This window comes from Rhizobium sp. P38BS-XIX, from assembly GCF_012641435.1.
GTDB lineage: Bacteria > Pseudomonadota > Alphaproteobacteria > Rhizobiales > Rhizobiaceae > Rhizobium.
Map to the genome: position 1 here is coordinate 127,707 of NZ_JABAIJ010000012.1, position 19,147 is coordinate 146,853.

The 19,147-nt window shown below is 58.4% G+C and carries 18 protein-coding genes; 11 read left to right on the forward strand and 7 right to left on the reverse strand.

Features of this window, described 5'->3' with window-relative positions; translation table 11 throughout:
* Positions 1–221 precede the first annotated feature (221 nt).
* The 8 genes from HGP17_RS28535 (at position 222) to HGP17_RS28570 (ending at position 9,851) form a co-directional block, all read left to right on the forward strand.
* Positions 222–2,105 carry an ABC transporter substrate-binding protein gene (locus tag HGP17_RS28535; protein WP_168814453.1) on the forward strand — a complete coding sequence of 628 codons (1,884 nt, stop codon included), beginning with the start codon at positions 222–224 and terminating at the stop codon, positions 2,103–2,105.
* An 84-nt stretch (positions 2,106–2,189) separates the two neighbouring features.
* Entirely contained in the window at positions 2,190–3,176 is a 987-nt protein-coding gene (locus HGP17_RS28540) for an ABC transporter permease (protein WP_168814367.1), read from the forward strand.
* Between the two features lie 37 nt (positions 3,177–3,213).
* Complete coding sequence (locus HGP17_RS28545) at positions 3,214–4,323, forward strand: ABC transporter permease (protein ID WP_246704272.1); 1,110 nt, start codon at positions 3,214–3,216, stop codon at positions 4,321–4,323.
* Positions 4,295–5,389 (forward strand): ABC transporter ATP-binding protein, encoded by a 1,095-nt coding sequence (locus HGP17_RS28550; RefSeq protein WP_348649001.1) that lies wholly within the window; start codon positions 4,295–4,297, stop codon positions 5,387–5,389. Before HGP17_RS28545 ends, HGP17_RS28550 begins: the two co-directional genes overlap by 29 nt.
* Positions 5,389–6,438 carry an oligopeptide/dipeptide ABC transporter ATP-binding protein gene (locus tag HGP17_RS28555; RefSeq protein WP_168814376.1) on the forward strand — a complete coding sequence of 350 codons (1,050 nt, stop codon included), beginning with the start codon at positions 5,389–5,391 and terminating at the stop codon, positions 6,436–6,438. The genes HGP17_RS28550 and HGP17_RS28555 overlap by 1 nt, the downstream gene beginning before the upstream one ends.
* 14 nt (positions 6,439–6,452) lie before the next feature.
* The gene (locus HGP17_RS28560; protein ID WP_168814378.1) at positions 6,453–7,289 is read left to right on the forward strand and encodes a 5-deoxy-glucuronate isomerase; all 837 of its coding nucleotides are present in this window, start codon (positions 6,453–6,455) and stop codon (positions 7,287–7,289) included.
* Positions 7,290–7,294: 5 nt separating this feature from the next.
* Positions 7,295–8,047, forward strand: coding sequence for an SDR family oxidoreductase (locus tag HGP17_RS28565; protein WP_168814380.1), 753 nt, complete (start codon positions 7,295–7,297; stop codon positions 8,045–8,047).
* 10 nt (positions 8,048–8,057) lie between these two features.
* Positions 8,058–9,851 carry a glycosyl hydrolase gene (locus tag HGP17_RS28570; RefSeq protein ID WP_168814382.1) on the forward strand — a complete coding sequence of 598 codons (1,794 nt, stop codon included), beginning with the start codon at positions 8,058–8,060 and terminating at the stop codon, positions 9,849–9,851.
* A gap of 266 nt (positions 9,852–10,117) precedes the next feature.
* Here the strand turns inward: HGP17_RS28570 and HGP17_RS28575 are convergent, their stop codons facing one another.
* Positions 10,118–10,618 (reverse strand): hypothetical protein, encoded by a 501-nt coding sequence (locus HGP17_RS28575; protein ID WP_246704267.1) that lies wholly within the window; start codon positions 10,616–10,618, stop codon positions 10,118–10,120.
* 409 nt (positions 10,619–11,027) lie between these two features.
* Complete coding sequence (locus HGP17_RS28580) at positions 11,028–11,348, reverse strand: hypothetical protein (protein WP_168814384.1); 321 nt, start codon at positions 11,346–11,348, stop codon at positions 11,028–11,030.
* A gap of 564 nt (positions 11,349–11,912) precedes the next feature.
* Between HGP17_RS28580 and HGP17_RS28585 the strand changes: the two genes are divergently transcribed.
* Positions 11,913–12,194 (forward strand): hypothetical protein, encoded by a 282-nt coding sequence (locus tag HGP17_RS28585; protein ID WP_168814386.1) that lies wholly within the window; start codon positions 11,913–11,915, stop codon positions 12,192–12,194.
* 52 nt (positions 12,195–12,246) lie between these two features.
* Here HGP17_RS28585 and HGP17_RS28590 read toward each other — a convergent pair whose 3' ends face one another.
* The 5 genes from HGP17_RS28590 to HGP17_RS28610 all read right to left on the reverse strand — a co-directional run bounded on the left by HGP17_RS28590 (position 12,247) and on the right by HGP17_RS28610 (position 17,610).
* A complete protein-coding gene (locus tag HGP17_RS28590; protein ID WP_168814388.1) occupies positions 12,247–14,151 on the reverse strand; it encodes an ATP-binding protein in 1,905 nt (634 codons plus the stop codon).
* A 17-nt stretch (positions 14,152–14,168) separates the two neighbouring features.
* A complete protein-coding gene (locus tag HGP17_RS28595; RefSeq protein WP_168814390.1) occupies positions 14,169–14,855 on the reverse strand; it encodes a response regulator transcription factor in 687 nt (228 codons plus the stop codon).
* Between the two features lie 229 nt (positions 14,856–15,084).
* On the reverse strand, positions 15,085–16,119 hold the full coding sequence (locus tag HGP17_RS28600) for a methyltransferase domain-containing protein (protein ID WP_168814392.1): 1,035 nt from the start codon (positions 16,117–16,119) through the stop codon (positions 15,085–15,087).
* A gap of 769 nt (positions 16,120–16,888) precedes the next feature.
* Complete coding sequence (locus tag HGP17_RS28605; RefSeq protein WP_168814394.1) at positions 16,889–17,071, reverse strand: hypothetical protein; 183 nt, start codon at positions 17,069–17,071, stop codon at positions 16,889–16,891.
* A gap of 143 nt (positions 17,072–17,214) precedes the next feature.
* Positions 17,215–17,610 (reverse strand): response regulator, encoded by a 396-nt coding sequence (locus tag HGP17_RS28610; RefSeq protein WP_168814396.1) that lies wholly within the window; start codon positions 17,608–17,610, stop codon positions 17,215–17,217.
* Positions 17,611–17,852: 242 nt separating this feature from the next.
* Between HGP17_RS28610 and HGP17_RS28615 the strand changes: the two genes are divergently transcribed.
* Both HGP17_RS28615 and HGP17_RS28620 read left to right on the forward strand, forming a co-directional pair.
* Positions 17,853–18,716 (forward strand): lysozyme inhibitor LprI family protein, encoded by an 864-nt coding sequence (locus HGP17_RS28615; protein ID WP_168814398.1) that lies wholly within the window; start codon positions 17,853–17,855, stop codon positions 18,714–18,716.
* Positions 18,717–18,821: 105 nt separating this feature from the next.
* On the forward strand, positions 18,822–19,085 hold the full coding sequence (locus HGP17_RS28620; RefSeq protein WP_168814400.1) for a hypothetical protein: 264 nt from the start codon (positions 18,822–18,824) through the stop codon (positions 19,083–19,085).
* The last annotated feature ends 62 nt before the right edge of the window (positions 19,086–19,147 follow it).

The window sequence follows — 19,147 nt, forward strand, 5'->3', positions numbered from 1 at the left end:
AACGTTATCGCAGGAGAAATGCAATCCATGGTGCTATCGTCCTGCGGAGATCCAATGATTTACTGGGGGATACGCCGATTATCGCGATATTTTCGCTCGGTTGATTGACAAACAAATTTTGCTCTTCTACGTTATCGTTAACGTACTATGGGAGTGGTACTTGGGAGGACATCATGGTGAGAGCTAGACGGCTCGGTCCCTATGTGGGCGGGCTTGCGCTGATGTTGGCGTGCAGCGTACTGACGCCCACAGGCACAGCAGCCCAACAGTTTTCCGAAGCGCCGGCCCTTGACGCTCAGGTCAAGGCCGGATCGCTGCCCGCCCTTCAGGACCGGCTGCCGAAGACGCCGCTCGTTGTGCAGCCGACAGAATCCGTCGGTCAGTATGGCGGAAACTGGCGCATGGCTATGATCGGCAGCTCCGACACCCTGCTTGATCGGACCATCGGATATACAAGGCTGGTCCGCTGGGACCCGGCTTGGACGAAGATCGTTCCGGATCTTGCCGAAAGCGTCTCGGAAAACGACAACGCCACGGAATTCGTCTTCAAGCTTCGCGAAGGCACGAAATGGTCCGACGGCACGCCGTTTACGGCCGACAATATCCTCTTCTGGTACAACGATATCCTGATGAACAAGGATATCACCCCGGCCGTGCCCAGCTGGCTCGTTGCCGGAGGCAAACCGGTCAAAGTCGAGAAGCGATCGGACACGGAAGTTGCCTTCGTTTTCGCAGCCCCGAACGGCCTGTTCCTGCCATCGATGGCGACCGTCGCCGGCTCCGATATCATCGCCGGGTCGGCCGAACAGTATCTCAAGCAGTTTCACAAGAAATATAATCCCGATGGCGTAGCAGCCCTTGCCAAGGCGCAGGGTGCGGCGGATTGGGTGCAGATGATCACCAACAAGATCATTCAGCCTAATCGCTGGCGCGACGCGAGCCGTCCGGTGCTCGACCCCTGGAAGCTCGTGACCCCCTATTCCGGGACGTCACAGGTCGTGGCCGAGCGCAATCCCTATTATTACAAGGTCGATCCGGCCGGCCACCAGCTGCCCTATATCGACAAGGTGACGCTGGACGTCGTCCAGGATCCGCAGGCGGTCGTTCTGAAAGCCATCAACGGCCAGATCGACATGCAGACGCAATATCTCGATTCGGTCGACGTGCGCCCCGTCATCGTCCAGAACCAGCAGCAGGGCGACTACAAGCTGTTCATCTCGCAGCCGGCCTGGTCGAACGCCATGCTGATCAATCTCAATCAGACGGACAAGAACCCGACGCTGCGCCGGGCTTTCGGCAGCAAGGATTTTCGCATCGGCCTCTCCTATGCCATCAATCGCGACGAGCTCAATCAGCTGATCTATGCCGGCGTCGCCGAGCCGTATCAGGGCGCCCCACGACCCGATACACAGCTCTATGACGACGGCATGGCGCATCAATATACCGAATACAGCGTCGAGAAAGCCAACGAGCATCTCGATGCCGCAGGCCTCACGAAAAAAGACGCGCAAGGTTTCCGTCTCGACGCTGATGGTCATCGCATCTCTTTCCCGATCGACGTGCTGACCACCATGCCGCTGCAGATCGATGCGCTGGAACGCATCAAGGTCTACTGGGCCGCCGTCGGCATCGACATGCAGGTGCGGCCGGTCGAGCAATCGCTCGCCTTCGCGCGCCTACAGTCGAACGACGAGGACGCGCTGGTCTGGATCGGCGGCGGCGGATACGACCTCCTCGGGCTTCTCGACCCGAAATGGTATGTGCCCTTCAGCAAGGAATCGAGCTACGCCACCGCCTGGGGACTTTACTACCAAGACCCCTCCGATCCGCACGGCGAGGAACCGCCGCCGATCATCAAGAAGCAGCAGGATCTCTATCGCCAGGTCCAGACTGCCAGCACGCTCAAGGAGCAGATGGAACTGATGAAACAGGTTCTGGCCATCACCAAGGACCAGTTCTACATCATCGGAACCAACATGGATCCCGACAAGGTCGGCGTGGTCAGAAACAACATGCACAATGTGCCGGGGTCGATGCCGAACACGTTCTTTTACATGACCCCCGGGCCGACCAATCCGGAACAATACTACTTCTCCCAGAACTGATCCGGGAGATCCGCCAGCCGGTTTGAACGGCTGGCCCTACGCTCAATCGAAAACCTGCGGCTGCAACAATGCGGAGCGCGAGCAATGCTGTCTTTCATCATCAGACGAATCCTGTTCATGATCCCGACCATGATCGTCATCTCCCTGGTGGCATTCATCGTCATCCAGCTGCCGCCAGGCGACTTCCTGACAGCGTTGACGGCTGAGAAAGCGGCCCAGAACGAGGTGCTGGACAACTCCGTGGTGCTGGCGCTGCGTGCCCAGTACGGTCTCGATCAGCCATGGTACATGCAATATTGGTACTGGATCAGCGGCATTGTCCTGCGCGGCGATTTCGGTCAGTCCTTCCAATGGAACATGCCGGTCTCCGGGCTCATCTGGGCTCGTCTCGGCCTGACCTTGATCGTCTCGGTGACGACCCTGATTTTCGTCTGGCTGCTCTCCTTCCCGATCGGCGTTTACTCCGCTGCGCGGCAGCATTCCGTCGGCGACCTCGTCGCCACCTTCTTCGGCTTTCTCGGCCTTGCGATCCCCAACTTCCTGCTGGCGCTGATCTTGATGTACATCGCCTCACGCTATTTCGGAGCGGGCGTCGGCGGCCTGTTTTCACCCGCCTATTCCAATGCCGAGTGGAGCTGGGGGCGGGTCCTCGATCTCGTCAAGCATTTATGGCTGCCGGTCATCGTGCTCGGTTCCTCCGGCATGGCAGCCCTCATCCGCATCATGCGCGCCAATCTGCTCGACGAACTCAACAAGCCTTATGTCGAAATGGCCCGCTCTCGCGGTGTGCATGAGATGAAGCTGCTGATGAAATATCCTGTCCGTGTCGCACTCAATCCGTTCGTTTCGACGATCGGCTGGGTCCTGCCGGCGCTGATATCGGGAGAGACGATCACCTCGATCGTTCTTAATCTGCCCACGGCCGGGCCGCTGCTGCTGAAGGCGCTTTTCGCGCAGGATATGTATCTCGCCGGGGGCCTCATCCTGCTGCTTTCCGGCCTGACGCTTGTCGGAACGTTGCTTTCCGACATCCTGCTTGCCGTTCTCGACCCACGCATCCGTTATCGCTAGGAGACAGCTCGTGGCCGAAACCGCCCTCACCGCCGCTTTGGAGATCAAGTCGTCGAAAGGTCCCGGCTCTGCCGGCCCCTGGACGCTGACCTGGCGGCGCTTCAAGGCGCATAAGGCCGCCCTCGTCAGCGGCATTATCGTCGTCATGATCTATCTCGTCGCGCTGTTTGCCGAATTCGTGGCGCCCGTTTCGCCACTCACCTATTCAGCCTCCTACACCTACGCGCCACCGCAGATGATCAAGCTCTGGGGCAAAGGTCCCGACGGCGAGACCCACCTGCTCTATGTCAACGACTATACGGTCAAGGTCGATCCGATCTCGCTGTCACGTAAATTCACGACCGACCCCAACAAGGTCATCCCTATTGGCCTCTTCGTCCAGGGCGAGCCCTACCGCCTGTGGGGGCTCATCCCGATGTCGACGCATCTGATCGGCCCGGTGCAAAAGGGGAAAGCCTTCTATCTCTTCGGCGCCGATCGCCTCGGCCAGGATGTCTTCAGCCGCACGGTCTATGGAGCGCGCGTCTCGATGTCGATCGGACTCGTCGGCGTCACCATATCGCTTTTGCTCGGGATCTCGCTTGGCGGCATCTCCGGCTATTATGGCGGTTGGATCGATGACGTCATCCAGCGTGTCATCGAGTTCTTGAAATCGATCCCCACCATTCCGTTGTGGATGGGGCTTGCGGCTGCCATACCGCCGAACATCGATCCGCTACTGGTCTATCTCTGGATCACCGTCATCCTGTCGCTGCTCGGCTGGACCGACATCGCCCGCGTGGTCCGAGGCCGCTTCCTGTCGCTGCGCACGGAGGACTTCGTCATCGCCGCAAGGCTCGATGGCTGTCGGCGCCGGCGCATCATCTGGCGCCATATGGTGCCGAGCTTCATGAGTCACATCATCGCTTCCGCGACCCTTGCCATTCCCGGCATGATCCTGGCGGAAACCTCGCTGTCCTATCTCGGCATCGGCCTTCGCCCGCCGGTCGTCAGCTGGGGCGTTCTCCTGAAGGATGCCCAGAACATTCTCGCCGTATCGAGCGCGCCCTGGCTTTTCCTGCCCGGCCTGGCGGTCGTGATCGCCGTGCTCGCCCTGAACTTTCTTGGAGATGGTTTGCGTGATGCAGTCGACCCTTACTCCCGCTGATATCGGTTCAAAAGCCGCCGCGCCGGCGCCTGCCGCGCCGCCCTTGATCGAGATCGACGACCTCAAGGTGCGTTTTTTCACCCACGACGGCAGCATCGATGCCCTGGAAGGTGTGTCGCTGACGATCCCTCAAGGCAAGACGCTCTGCATCGTCGGGGAAAGCGGCTCCGGCAAGTCGATCACCGGACGGGCGATCCTCAACCAGGTGCCGCGTCCCGGCAAAATTACTGATGGCAGCATCCGCTATTACCGCACGGCCGGTGCCAAGCCGGTCGACATTACCGGCCTCGACCCCCGCGGAGCACAGATGCGGGCCATTCGCGGCGGAGAAATCGGACTGATCTCGCAAGAGCCGATGGCCGCGCTTTCGCCGGTCCATACGATCGGCAACCAGATGCGCGAGGCAATCCGGCTGCACACCAGGCTCGGCAAGAAGGCAGCCGATGCACATGCCATCGAAATGCTGGCGAAGGTCGGCATTCCCCGTCCCGCCGAACGGCTCAACAACTATTCCTTCGAATTCTCCGGCGGCATGCGGCAGCGCATCTGCATCGCGCTTGCCCTCTCGGCCTCGCCACGCCTGCTGATTGCCGACGAGCCAACGACCGCCCTCGATGTGACCACACAGGCCAATATCGTCGACCTGCTGCTCGGCCTTCAGGAAGAGCTCGGTATTTCCATCATGTTCATCACCCACGATCTCGGGGTCGTGGCGGAAATCGCCGACGAAATCGCCGTGATGTATCTCGGCAAGATCGTCGAGCAGGGCGACAGCCTGTCCATATTCCGGGACCCCAAGCACCCCTACACCAAGGCACTGCTACGCTCGATCCCAACCTTTACCCGCGAGCGCGGTGGCCGGTTGCAGACCATCAAGGGCATGGTGCCCTCCCCCTTTCAGCGCCCTTCGGGCTGCACCTTTCACCCACGCTGCGACGCTTTCATGCCGGGCATTTGCGATCGGCTGGTGCCCTGGCCTGTCGAACCGCAGCCAGGTCGCGTCGTGCGCTGTCACCTGCATGCCGATCGCGCCGAGATCGATCGCGCTCTGGGAGGTCGTGCCTGATGCTGCAGCCATCCAGTCAAACCAAGGTACGCCTGCTCGAGGTCGATGATCTCAAGGTGCATTTCCCCATTCGAGCCGGGCTGCTCAACCGGACAGTCGGCCACGTCAAGGCCGTCGACGGCGTCAGCTTCCATATCAATGCCGGCGAGACCCTTGGCCTTGTCGGCGAAAGCGGCTGCGGCAAATCCACCACGACGCGCGCCCTCTTGCGGGTGAGCGAGCCGAGTGGCGGCACCATCAATTATCGCCAGCCGAACGGTGCAATCATAGATCTGATCAAGGCAAGCGATGATGACATGATCCCGATCTACCGGGACATGCGCGTCGTCTTCCAGGACCCGCAGGCATCGCTGAACCCGCGCATGCGGGTCATCGACATCATCGGCGAAGTCCTGCGCGTCAACCATATCATGACGTCGGGTGCGGCTCTCGAGGAGCGCGTTGCCGAACTGCTGCAGAAAGTCGGCCTGAGGCCGGAGGCGATGTGGCGCTTTCCGCATGCCTTTTCCGGCGGTGAACGCCAGCGCGTCAGCATCGCGCGGGCACTCGCACCCAATCCACGCTTCGTCATCGCCGACGAGGCTGTTTCCGCTCTCGACGTCAGCGTCCGGGCTCAGATCATCAATCTGCTGCAGGATCTGCAGAGCGAACTGGGGCTGACCTACCTTTTCGTCTCCCACGATCTCAGCGTCGTACGCCATATCTGCGATCGTGTTGCCGTCATGTATGTCGGCCGGATCGTCGAGACCGCACCGGTCGACAGTCTCTTCGAGCGGCCGCGTCATCCCTATACCGAGGCCCTGCTTTCGGCGGTGCCGATCGCCGATCCGGCAGTCAAAGGCCGCTCGCGCCGCATTCGCCTGCCCGGCGACGTTGCCGATCCCGCCAATGTGCCGACAGGCTGTGCATTTCATCCGCGCTGCCGTTTCGCGACGGATCGCTGCCGGACGGAGGTGCCGACGCTGAACCCAACCGCCAGCCCCGACCATCAATCCGCTTGTCACTACGCCGACAGCCTTGAGCTGCGCGGTGCCTTCGACCTCCAATAAGAATCGTCACTCATATGGCCAAACTGATCCGCAGCTACGATAACGCAAATGCTCCCATCGTGAGCGAGGAGAGCGATACGCTCGACCTCATCTATTTCAACCTTGTCTCCATCGAGGCTGGCGAACGCCATACCTATACCCTGCCCGCCCATGAATCTCTCGTGGTTGTCATGCAGGGAACGGTCGATGTCGAAACGGAGGGGCTCCGCTTCGAAGGCGTCGGCAGGCGCAAGGACATATGGTCCGGCAATGCCGATTCCGTCTATGTCCCTCTCGGCGCGACTGCGACCGTCACGGCCCGCACGAAGACCCAACTCGCGATCGCCGGCGGCCGCACGGATCAACGTTTGAGCGCCTTCCGCGTTACACCCGAAGAAGTCGACATGGTCGATGTCGGTTCGGTGGAGACGCACACGCATCGACAGATCTTCCACATTCTCGGCCAGCGCCAGACGGATCAGGTCGGACGGCTGCTGGTCAGCGAGCTTTATGCAGATCCCGGTTGCTGGTCGGGCTATCCGCCCCACAAGCACGATACCGAGGACGGTGATCGGGAAACCGATCACGAAGAGCTCTATCACTACCGTTTCTTGCCGGATGCAGGCTTTGGCGGACAAGGCATCTATAATGCCGGCGAAACGCCCCAGAGCCTGATGACCCGCAGCGGCGACACGTTCCTGCTCGACAAGGGTTATCATCCAACTTCCACATCGCCGGGCCATCGCGGCTATATCTTCACGATCCTTGTCGGTCGGCACCGGCGCGGACTCATTCAGAGTTTCGATCCACGCCACGATTATTTGATGGATGCCTTTCCGGGCATCCAGGCCATGCGCGACAAGTTCCGGTGATCGCCATGCACCCTCTTTTCGATCTGAGCGGCAAACATGCCCTGCTGACCGGCGCCAGCCGCGGCCTCGGCTTCGCAATGGCAAGGGGACTGGCAAGCGCCGGCGCACGCGTGAGCCTGAACGGGCGAAACGAAGAGGCTCTCGCAAAGGCTGTCGACGCCCTGCGCGCCGAAGGCTTCGAAGCCGACGGCGTCGTCTGCGACGTCACACGAGCCGACGATGTCGAACGCAGCTTCAACGCACTCGATCCGATCGACATTCTCGTCAACAATGCCGGCATCCAGATCCGCGCGCCCTTCGTCGAGCATAGCGCTGAAACTTGGCGGCTGATGTTCGAAACGCATGTGATGGGCGCGGTATTGCCGACCCGTGTCGTTGTGCCCGGCATGATTGCTCGCGGCGGCGGGAAGATCATCAATATCTGCTCGCTGATGAGCGAGGTCGGTCGCAAGACCATCGTACCCTATACGACGATGAAAGGCGCCTTGAAGATGCTGACGCGCGGCCTCGCAACCGAGCTTGGCCGTCACAACATTCAGGTCAACGCCATCGGCCCCGGCTATTTCGCCACCGAGATGAACGGCGCCTTGCTGAACGACGCCGAATTCGATGCTTTCGTACGCAACCGGACGCCCGCAGCCCGCTGGGCTCAGCCGGACGAACTGGCCGGCACCGCCGTCTTTCTGTCATCCCCCGCTTCGAACTTTGTCAATGGTCAGGTGCTGTACGTCGATGGCGGCATCCTGGCCTCACTCTGAGGATATCGTCATGACCAAGATCTCGATCGATCCGAACCGCTCCATCGGACGTTTCAACCATTTTTGGCGAGCCAGCGGCTTTTCGCCGGCTCAGCTTCTCCTGGAGCCGGAAATGCGCGTGACGCTGGCCCTGGTCGGCGCCACACCCGGCCATGGCGTCGAATTCCTGCGTCCGCATTATATGCTCGATCTCGTTCGCGCTACGCGCTCGGGCCACAATCTTTCCTATGACTGGTCTTTGCTCGATCGCGCAGTCGATACCATGGTGGAGTTCGGTTTTCGTCCCTTCTTCGAATTGATGGGTAATCCGTCCGGCGTCTTTGCAGGCTTTACCGATCGCAACGACATCCTCCTCTGGCGCGATTTCGTCAGCGATCTCGTTCGGCGCTTCGTCGAGCGGTACGGCAGCGACGAGGTGCATAAATGGTACTTCGAGACCTGGAATGAGCCCGATCTCGCCTGGTGGAAGCATGGCGAGGACGGCTTTACGAATTATTACGACGCTTGCGTCGCCGGCGTCGACGCGGTCGATCGGACGCTTCGCATCGGCGGCCCCGGAACGGCCAGAACATTGTCGAAAATGTTCAAGGTGTTCGTCGCGCATTGCGATACTGGAACCAGCTGCCTGACAAAAGACGGACCGCCGCGCGTCGACTTCATCTCGATTCACGAGAAGGGCGTGCGGATGCATCTGGAAGATCTGACGCCCGACAGCGTCGGCATTTGCCGACGGGAAATGATGGCTGTCGACTATATTCGCCAGCATCATCCGAGGCTACGTAATGTGCCGATCGTCAACAATGAATGCGACCCACAGGTGGGCTGGCATGACACGCACAGCTGGAATGCAACCTCCTACACGCCGGCTTTGATGGCCAAGATCATCGACCAGCACCAACGCCTGCTGATCGACAAGGAGCAGGTGTCCTACGATCTTCTGGCCAACGACAACGGCTTTCTCGGCACGTGGGGACACCGTACGCAGCTTACCTATTTCGGCCCAAAAGCCTACACCAAGGCCCAGTCCGAATGGGTCACCGACCTGTCCGGCGTCGATGCGGCTCAGAACGCGCCGCTGGCCTTCGTCAAGAAGCCTTCGCTGGCGATCATGGAACTGTTGGGCCTCCTCGGGCACGAGCGACTTGCAGTCGACGCAGAACCGGCACTTCAGCCCGACGAGAATGGCCTGGGCGTCATCGCGACGCGTCATGACGACGGGCGACTGGCTGTGCTGATCTACAACAGCGTCGACGCAATCAGGCGCTCCGGTGAAACGCCCGTCACGTTAAGCCTCGGAAAGGCGGATAGTCAGCACGACTACGCCGTCTACCAGCTCGCAGGCGATGCGGCCTTCGCTATCTGGGAGGGTCTGGGCGCGCCGGCGATACCGACCGATGAGCAGCTGGCACAAATGCGGGCGGCCGCCGAACCCGCTCCCATCCGGTCGGGAATGCTGAACGGCGACCTGACGCTCGATCTTTCGATTTCTCTTCCTTCCGCGCAGCTTGTGCTGATTGAAAGACGAAAGGAGAAAACGCCGGATGCTCCGATCGTACGGTCCAGCGAGACGTATACGACGCCGGCGGGGGGCACCGAGAGATTGCTGCGATGGTCGGCACCGTCTTCGGCTGTCTCATTCAAGATTTCTGTCTCGGAGCAGAAAGACGGCCCGTTCAGGCAAGTTTATCCGGCGCTGCTCGCCCATGCCGCCATGGTTCCCGTCGGCTCGCAGGACAGATTTGCTGCCATCACGGCGGTAACGCTGGCGGGCGAAGCCGGAGAGCCTGCCATCGTGGAGCTGTGATCCGGATAATGGTATCTTCGAAGCGCACCCGACTTCCAGGCGACTTGTCGAATAGGAAATTGGATGCGCTTCGCGAACTTGCGGTGACGCCTGACGATACTTTCCCGGCACGGAACACGGCGAAGTCTGTTACGAGCTGACGCGCGCGCAGCATATTGCCAACCAATGACTGCCAATGGCGATGATGCCATCGGCGGAGGCGACATAACTTGGCAGGTCCAGACATCTTTTAATTAGACTGGATCAGTCCCGCTGAATGTCGCTTCTCAATAGTCGCTTGGCGCCGTTCCCGGGCATAGGGCGCGAAATATACCCATATTCGTCGGATAGCCGGATGCAGAGGAACCGTCGGCATCCTCACCGGTTTTCATGTCCACGACGCGATATTTAGCCATGCTGTCCGCGGCAGGATTACGCCCATGAAACTGATATTTGTTACCGTTAAAATCCGAGAAGATCCCTGATTTGCAGTCTGCCGTGATCACATCCTTGAGCGGCGTCGCGAGTTCCTCCTTAATACAGTCGGGCGTGACCTTCTGAACATACTCGCGGCAAAATGCGACGGCGTTCGCCCTTGTGTGCTTCGTCCGGATTTTGGCATGGGTGGTATCCAGGCCGGACATGCCGACAATGGTCACCTCCATCCCGGCGCGCGAACCGTAATAGATGGTTCCGGCTGCCTCTGCGGCACTCGCCATCAAGCCGCATAGAACCGTCGTATAGGCTGCATATCGCACAATTGTCCTGGCAGACGTCGCAATATTCATCGTTCAACCTCTTAATTAGCCGGATAGGCCTCATCGCTTAAAAAAGAAAGGCCCAGATCTGACGACCGGGCCAAGCTGTGGGAACGAGCTACCGGGAGGGAATACTGTCTCCCGCGGCATTAACGAGCCTGCCTTGAAAAGGTTCCCGGCTTCGCAGCACTGCGGCGGCATTCGATCTCGTGCAGATAACCGCCAAAGTTCTCGGCAGACCGGGAGCCAAATTGAAAAGCCCTGCCAGGTGGGGCCAGGCAGGGCGAGACAGATGATCTGTCTTGAGTGCGAGCCGGGGTGGATTGAAGCCCATTTACTCTCGCGCAGAGCAACCTAACATTGTGTGACAGTTTTGTGAATATGGCGCCCATGTTCATTCTTCGGATTTTACCGCTTTAGCCATCAAGGCCTGAATAACCTAGTTTCGATCCCCGAACTGGATTTCGGTATGCGTGTCGATGACGATGTGCAGATCCCGAAGCATGGCTGCTGCTTCCAGCAACGCCGCCTTGATGGAAGCTTCACTTGCCTGCCCGGCCTCGATCAGGGATGCAACGGTCTGGAGATCGACAACCGAGTCAGTCCCTGATCTGCTCAGGGGGATGCCAGCGGCCTCTCGCAACTCCCAGATCCTGATTACCGCGCGATCAAGCATGCGCATCGTTTCAAAGCGATTGCTCCGATGGACCTCGTTCGCCGCCCGCACAAGCTCCGCAATAAAATCGTTGACCGAGCTCATGCCATGCATCCTGCCCGGAGTTGCGGCAGCTTATGTCGTGAAGATCGCATGCTGATCTCCTTTGCCCGCATTAACTGATCCATCCGAGATATCGCAGGAGCGCAGCCACTGCGACGATAACCGGTATAAACGCGATTACAATGATAAAGACCAAATCCGCGATATCTCTTGGATATCTCATTCTTGCACTCTCACACTTGCGAGGTCAGCGACGACTTGGGCGGTTCTTGAAAAGAAGCCCCCGAATCCGGGGGCTAAAGGGGGATAATGCCGTCAAAAAGAACCCCAGCCATGGCCGGGGTTGTGGGAATCGACATTGATAATCTAAGGCATTCAGATGCGACTTAAAGGCCTGTCTCCGGCTTTTTGGCCTTCTGTACGTCATCGTACATTCATGGAAGCCTCTCGGAATTGCGAGGCTTTCGTACGCTGGCGGACAACGAATCGGGGTGGACTCTGATCCCTAACGGCGTAGTCTACCTTATTGCTACCATCAGAACCCGTAGGCGGTGGCGACTGAGGGTTTATACGTGCTCCCGCCTGCCAGGACAAAGGAGGAGCATCATGCGCCTTCACAAATCCGCAGAAGTGCAGCTAGACCCACACTTTCGCTCCATCCTTCAGGGATTGGCGAGGAAAATGGTGCAATCCGATGTCACGGCCAACCGTATCGTGCAACGGACCATCGATGTGCTCTGTGATAAGCCGGAGCTGCTGGACGGTGCTCATATGAGCGAAGCCGTTCTGGCGTTGTTGCGGCGGCATGCGTTCGACGAAAACGATCTGAACGCCAGCAGGGAAATGACGGGATCCCGGCGCTTTTCCAAGAGTGACATAGTCCCTTAGAAATCGATCAGCGAAGAAAAACGCGCGTGCTTCGCGATCGTGGCATTGCGCGCTAGAGGGTTAGGCGGGCGACGGTCCCGGCTGCATTCGAGTAGAGCGAGAAGGTGCCCCCAAGCGCATCGGCGCGCGCCTTGATATTCTGCAGGCCGCGACCGCTGCCCTTTGTCGCTGCCGTTGCATTCTCGAGACCGACCCCATCATCAACAACCATGATGACGCAGGAGGACTTGCTGGTCTCCTGCTTGTCATCCTGTTTGGTTTTGTCGGGGCACACGAGCTTCAGCGTCACCACCCTTGCCTGTCCATGCCGCACGGCGTTGGTGATACACTCCTGGATGATGCGCAGAACATGCAGCGTTGCCTCGGCCGAAAGCGTCAGATATTCCGCGCCGGAACCAATGTCCCAACGCGTTTCCACGCCGACCGCAGTCAGGCGCGGACCCAGCCGATAGCGGAAATTGGCCAAGGCATCGATGAGCGTCGTGGTGCTTGGGCCGCGCGCATCGAGAAGCAGATGTAGTTCTTCCAGCGACGCGCGCACCGCATGCTCGACCTCATTGGCCGAAATCTCGCCGCGCGTCAGACCGCTCAAGAGCAAGGATAGCCGCGTGCCGACGCCGTCATGCATGTCCCGCATCAGCTGGAGCCGCTCCTCGACACCAATCGCTTCACGCTCCGCGACCCGCCGGCTTTCATAGACCATTTCAAGATCCTGCCGCGCAGCGGCAACCCGCGCTTCCAGAACCTTGTTCATGCTGCTCAAGGCAGCCCTCGTTCTTGCCATATCGTCGGCGAGCAGGACGCTCGTCAGGATAAGAGTGACCGGAAAGCTCAGAGCCATCCACAGAACACTCGAGAATGATCCAACGCCGCCAATCCAGAGCACGTCGTGCACGGCCGGTCCGAGCTGCCCCAGCACCCCGATGAGAAGGATGACGCGGTGAAGCGTCGGCTTCGAGATGGTGCGATGCGTAAAGACACCAACGCAAAAGAGACCGATCAACAGCTGCGGCACATACCAGACCCAGGGTGAAAAGGCCATGAACTGGCGCGTCGGAACGACAAATAGCGCGATCGATCCGACAATGTTGAATATCGCGAGCGCAGCCTCGAACCTATGCCAGCGGCAATCGGAAAACCGTAGGAGAAAGACGTAGATAAAGCCGAGGGACCAGCCGAGACTGGCACTGACGAGCGGCCACCAATACTCCACCGGCAGTGGCAGAAAATCGAAGAATCCATGGAAATTGCGCAGACCGAACAAGATCGATCCCGCGCCGAACAAGCCGTAATGCACCGAGCCGGCGGGATCGCGCAACCAGCTGAATAGCAGCGGAATCGCAAGAACAATGACGGTGAGATTGGCAATCCAAAGCAAATCGACCTGGAGAAACCAGCGGAAGCGATAGGCGTGGTAAAGCGAGTCCTGTGGCCCGAAGAACGTCTCTGAAAGCCCGGCCCTGCTGTTTGCGACGCCGGTGACCGATATCGTGATCTCGTTATCGCCGGGATGCAGCTTCTCCGGAGGGATCCTTAGATAAAGCGGGCGGTTCCAGCGCCATGATGCGCTGTCACCGCTTGCGACATCCGCAAGCGGCACACCATTGACCATGATCGTGCAGCGATTGCTGACGCGCGGAATGTAAAGCACCCTGTCTGCCAGCGTGTCCGACGTCAGGGATATGTTGAAACGGTACTCCCCCACGCCACCGAAGCCGGGATGCGTCTTGTTCCAGGCGTCTGGAAGCGAGACGATTGTGACGTTGGACGGATGGTCGACGCCGGCATCATTGGACAGCAAGGCGAGGCTCGCTTCTTTCAGCTGCCATTTGTCCAGAGCATCGGAGGGGATGATCCGAATGACCACCAACGGAATCATGGCGACGACAAGAATGATGCCCACCACCAGGGCTATATGCCGACTGGCGAGCTTCCCAAGACGTCCGTTCGCTACCAATTCCATCTCCAGCCTGTTCAGATGAGCCCGAGAAGAGAAGCTTCGAACACCGCTTCACCGCGCGTGTTGACTTCCAGCTTTCGATAGATGGCCTTGGCATGCGAGCGCGTCGTGTGAGGCGAAAGCTTCAGAAAACGCGCAACCTCCACAAGGGTAAATCCCTTGGCAACGAGTTGAAGCACCTCCATTTCGCGTGGGGAGAGTTTCGGATCCTGAGATGCGCTTGCTTCGGCGCTCGAACGCGATGACGGCGTATCGCCTTTCGGAGCCGACTGCGTCGTCCAACCATGCTGTTGAACCGCCCCGAGTATGTGGCGCGCGATTTTCGGATCGATCGGCGAATTGCCGGCTCGAAGATCCTCGATCGCAACACTCCATTGGTTGGGCGTGCTTTCCTTCAGAAGGTAGCCGGTGGCGCCGGCAAAAATTGCGGCAACGACGTTGCCCTCATCCGCAAACACCGTTGCAACCAGAATATCGGCGTCGGGCTGATATTGACGGGCGGTGCGAATGGCATCGATGCCGGATCCGTCCGGAAGGCCAAGATCGACGATCATCAGATCGAACGCCTCGGTCTGGATGCTACCGAGTGCCTGACGCAGGTTTGCGCACATGGCGACGACTTCATATTCGGGCTGGTGTCGAATGATGGCCTCGATAGCCTGCTGCCAATACGGATCGTCCTCAACGACCAAGAGACGCATCGTTTCCTCCTTAAGTCTCAGCCACGACAACCCGATTGCGACTTTCGCGCTAGCATCAAAGTTTTTCAACGAGCAATTCGATTAAAAGCCGAAAGATGCATCGAAAGGGACGATTTGTATCGCCGGAGCAACAGAGAAGCGCCAGGGCGAGAGGGACAATCGCCATGGCACCACGCAATACCCAAGTCGACTCGGGTGCTGGAGTCTCGCGGAATTCTCACAGACATCATCAAAGGTTAGAAAACGCGTTTGATGCGTCCTTTGACTTCGACAGGCAGAGAAACAGATTCACTCCGGTTTCGTCAGAGAACACAGAGACTGTACCCGCGTCGGGATGAATGTCCGCGCATAGGGATCTAAGATTCTCCGCGTCCCTGTGTATGAGAAACCACTGGCCAATGATTTCCATGTATGGCCGCGACGGATTGTCCGCACCGAAATTGCCGATAACAAGCATTCCTCTCTCGGTCAGCATGGGAAAGAGGCGCCGGATCAATAGTTTCGCCGTCTTGTCGTTGAGATAATCGAACAGGCCGGACGACCATATCAGATCGAATTTCTTCTCCGTTCGAAACCGCAAGGCATTCTTGTGGTGGTAGGCAATCTGCCTGTCTGCAGAAAATGCCTGCAGATTTTCCTCGGCTCTTCGAAGCGCCTTGAGATCATTATCCAGCAGCTCGATGCGCGCCGGATAGCTGTCAGAGTGGAGACTCCTTGCGATGTCGAGTGCCGGTCCTGCGCCAACAGAAAGAAGTGATTCAGGACGATTGCGCTCAAGCAGATCCGCGAGGATCCTGCCGCGGTTGCGAACCGCCTGGGTCGCATGGCTCGCATGGAAAAACTGATCCCATTTCGACAATTTCGGATCTCGCGAAATATGCGTCGAATAAATTCGCTCGATGATTTCGAAATCTCCCGAATATCCGTGGGGTCTGCTATAGGCGAAGCCTTGCATGGTCACCGGCTCGCGAAAGATTTCGCGGTTTGTGTCGAGCGCCCGATCAAAGGCCTCCATCGGCGCGATCCGCCGCGAGATGCCGCCTTCTACGGCAAATGCGCTTCTATGCAGATGATCCAATGCATCCGATATGGCGGAATATTCTGCCGGATCAGGTCCAAGAGTATCGATAGCGCTCAGCAACAGGCTGGCGGCTCGTTGTTCAATAATATCCATGAGGAGTAACCGCTTCTGATAAATCGGCCCCGCTGGACGAGACCTGCCGAATGGAGCACGGAGAAAATATGATGGGCTGGGCGCATGCATTCGGCCGATGTTTCACCGCATATGCCGGTGCCACTGCGGCTTCTGCCGAACCACGTCGCAATCTTGAGCCTGCGGGATATTTTTTCATCGCCCATTTGAGGGAGATGCACGTGCCGCGTCATCCGTTACGCATAAGGTTTTCGGAAGCCGGCTTTCCGCTCAAGACGAGTGTTGGCTGTCTCGAATGAATTGATATTGCTGGGATGAGCTACCAGATTCGCGATATCCGTGAGATGTTTGATAGCGCTGGCAAATGAAGTGCCGCCGGCTTGCTTAACTTCGGTCTGTTTGTATCTTTTATACGAGATAGTTGAGGTGGCCGTTCATATCTACAACGTATATGAAGTGCCGATACATCCTATCTGATATCTTCGGTGGTCATTTAGTTTATTTTAGCACAAATGACTTTGCTATAAATTTCCAGCGCTTTATCTCATGCGATCTACAAGCGTGAGATCCATTCTCATGGTCGCAAACATTCCTCGCAGATACCGCAGCCATCTTCGTCCATTGTGGATGCAGGTCGTGATCGTTCACAGCAGATACAGGTTCTTACTCCTGCTCCGTGACACTCATCGCGTTCGGGTGGCAAGATCTCTATCAATTGATTGGAAAGTGCGTCGTTCGGCCGGTCTTTCATCTGTGGCTCCTTGGGGGTAGAGCTGAGATGGTGTCGGCAAGACGCAACGACAAGATGTCTTCCCTTGGCGTTGCGCAAATTGAACGCCTGAGCAGCTCACCAATGGCTCTCACACCGCAGGCCGCGATTTTAGAGAGGCGCACCTGTAACCGGATTGACGATGGGCCGTTCGCTTTCGTCCTTCTCGCCCGCCGGCTGTACCGCCGGCGGAGCCTTGGACTCTCTATCGGCGGGCTCGGCTTTCTCCGGTACAGGAGCAACATCCCTGGGTCGGCGTTGCTCCGGAGTGGCATTGGTGTCGTTCGTGCTCATGATGACGATCCTTCCGCGACAGCACTTTTGGAAGAACGCCTGGGAATAAAGTTCGTTCGACGTAAGCGACGTCTAAACGCGGTGGAAGCGAAGGATCCAGGCAGAATCTACCCGGTTATGGCCCTTTAGTCGGCTGAGTTCCGTCAAACGGCGATGCCGAGCGTCGAGGCATCAGTACGCCGCGCCGTATTTGCCAGGATGGACGTAATGTCCTCGAGGTTATAGGGCTTCGGCAGAAAGCGGGCACGCGCGGGAAGTTTTTCGCTCGCGTGGGCGTCGCCACCGGACACCACGATGATTGCGGTGTTCTTGCACGTTCTCTCCACCAGCCACGCCAGATCGATACCGGAAAGACCACCCGGCATATCGATGTCGGTGATCAGAGCGTCAATCGCATGTTTTCCGAGGATCGCCACCGCTTCGAGCACACAGGACGCCTCGAAAACCCGATAGCCTTCTTCTTCAAGCGCGTCGCAAAGCATCATCCGGATCAGAGCTTCGTCTTCGGCGACAAGTACCGCGGGCATGTCTAAAGCCATCTCTCGTCTCCTGCATTCAGTGATCAGAGAACGTGCCTTCGAGCTGGAGGTTCGCGTCCGAAGAGAAGTGTTTGCGAACAAACTTAATAAAATGCAAATTATTCGAGGGCATTAGAATGACGGCAGCGCGTCACCGCAGTGTCAGGATCTGAAAACATCGCACAAAAATTCCGCCAGGCGCTTGCAATTTCTCGTTGATGCACGAGATATCGACTGCCCCTTATTTGACGACAGGACCTTCCATGAAATTGCTTGCCTTCGCCGGTGCTTCGCTTTGCATCCTTGCTGCTCAGGCCTATTCCATGGATTGCACCCGCGCATCCACACAGGTCGAACATCAGATCTGTAGCAGCAAGACCTTGCTGAAAGCGGATCAGGAGATGAGCACGACCTATTCCAAACTGCTGCGCAGCATCAGTGATCCCGAAATCCACGCAGCCCTCATAGAAAGCCAGCGCCGCTGGATCAAGGCGCGCGAGGAAGGGATCAACGACCCCGCGTCAGCCGATACCGCAGACGACGATGGCGCCAAGGCAAGTTGGGCCGATGTTCTGACCAAGGTCACGCAGGATCGGACAAATTACTTGCGCAAGCAGACCGCCGGCGGCTCGGCGTTTGTCAACAGCGCTCTGAACCAGCGCAAGGCGCTCGGGCCGAGCGGAAAAGGCCCCTTTGCAGGCTACTCTACGGAATGCATGTTTATCCCAGACCGACAAGATCCAAACAGCTATACCTATAATTGCTTCGGCAGCATGAGCCGGCAGCAGGATGACCGTGTGTGCACCGAGACCAACGATTTCGCCTCCTATTCGGCCGAGACGACGCGAACCGTGATCGACATCAGCGGAGGCGCTCAACATCTGCGCGCGACCTGCGGCATCGGCTATGATGGTATCAAGGCTTGCCCCGACAACGCGATCGACCCCAAAGCTACCGACGGCGGCTGGGATATGACCGCCAGCGCAGATCAAGCCAAGAACTCGACCGCCGGCGCGGAAAAGCTGAAACTTGATCCGGAATCTTCGATATCCATCGAGGATGCGGATTGGATGAATGCTTGCCTGAAGGACAAGTCTTTCCCCGCGCCGAGTGGATCGAAGCAGTAAGCTTCAGCCAAGGCCGCGCCAAAATATCTCACCGAAGCCACCTTTGTGGCCTCTTTGAAATACGCCGGCCCACCCCATATTCGTGCCGTTGATATGGGAGATCTTATGCGCGACTTCGTAAATGCTACATTCGGCTCGGTCGAACTCGAGATTATCAGCCAGGCTCTGGAAGAATGGCGGGCATCCTTGGGCGCGAGCCGAAACACTCCCGAATACGAGCTCGCCGCAGCCACGATCGTCACCCTGTTTCGAGAAGGCAATCGCACGTTACCCGAGCTGCGTGCATCGATTGCCGCGCACCGCTGGCTTTCCCAAGATGCCGCAGCGTTGCTGCAAAGCCCGCCGACCGCCCCCGCCGAGTATCGTTAACTCGATACGGCCGGTGGCAATGCGCATATGGATCGATGGAAACGCCGGCATCAACTCTCCCC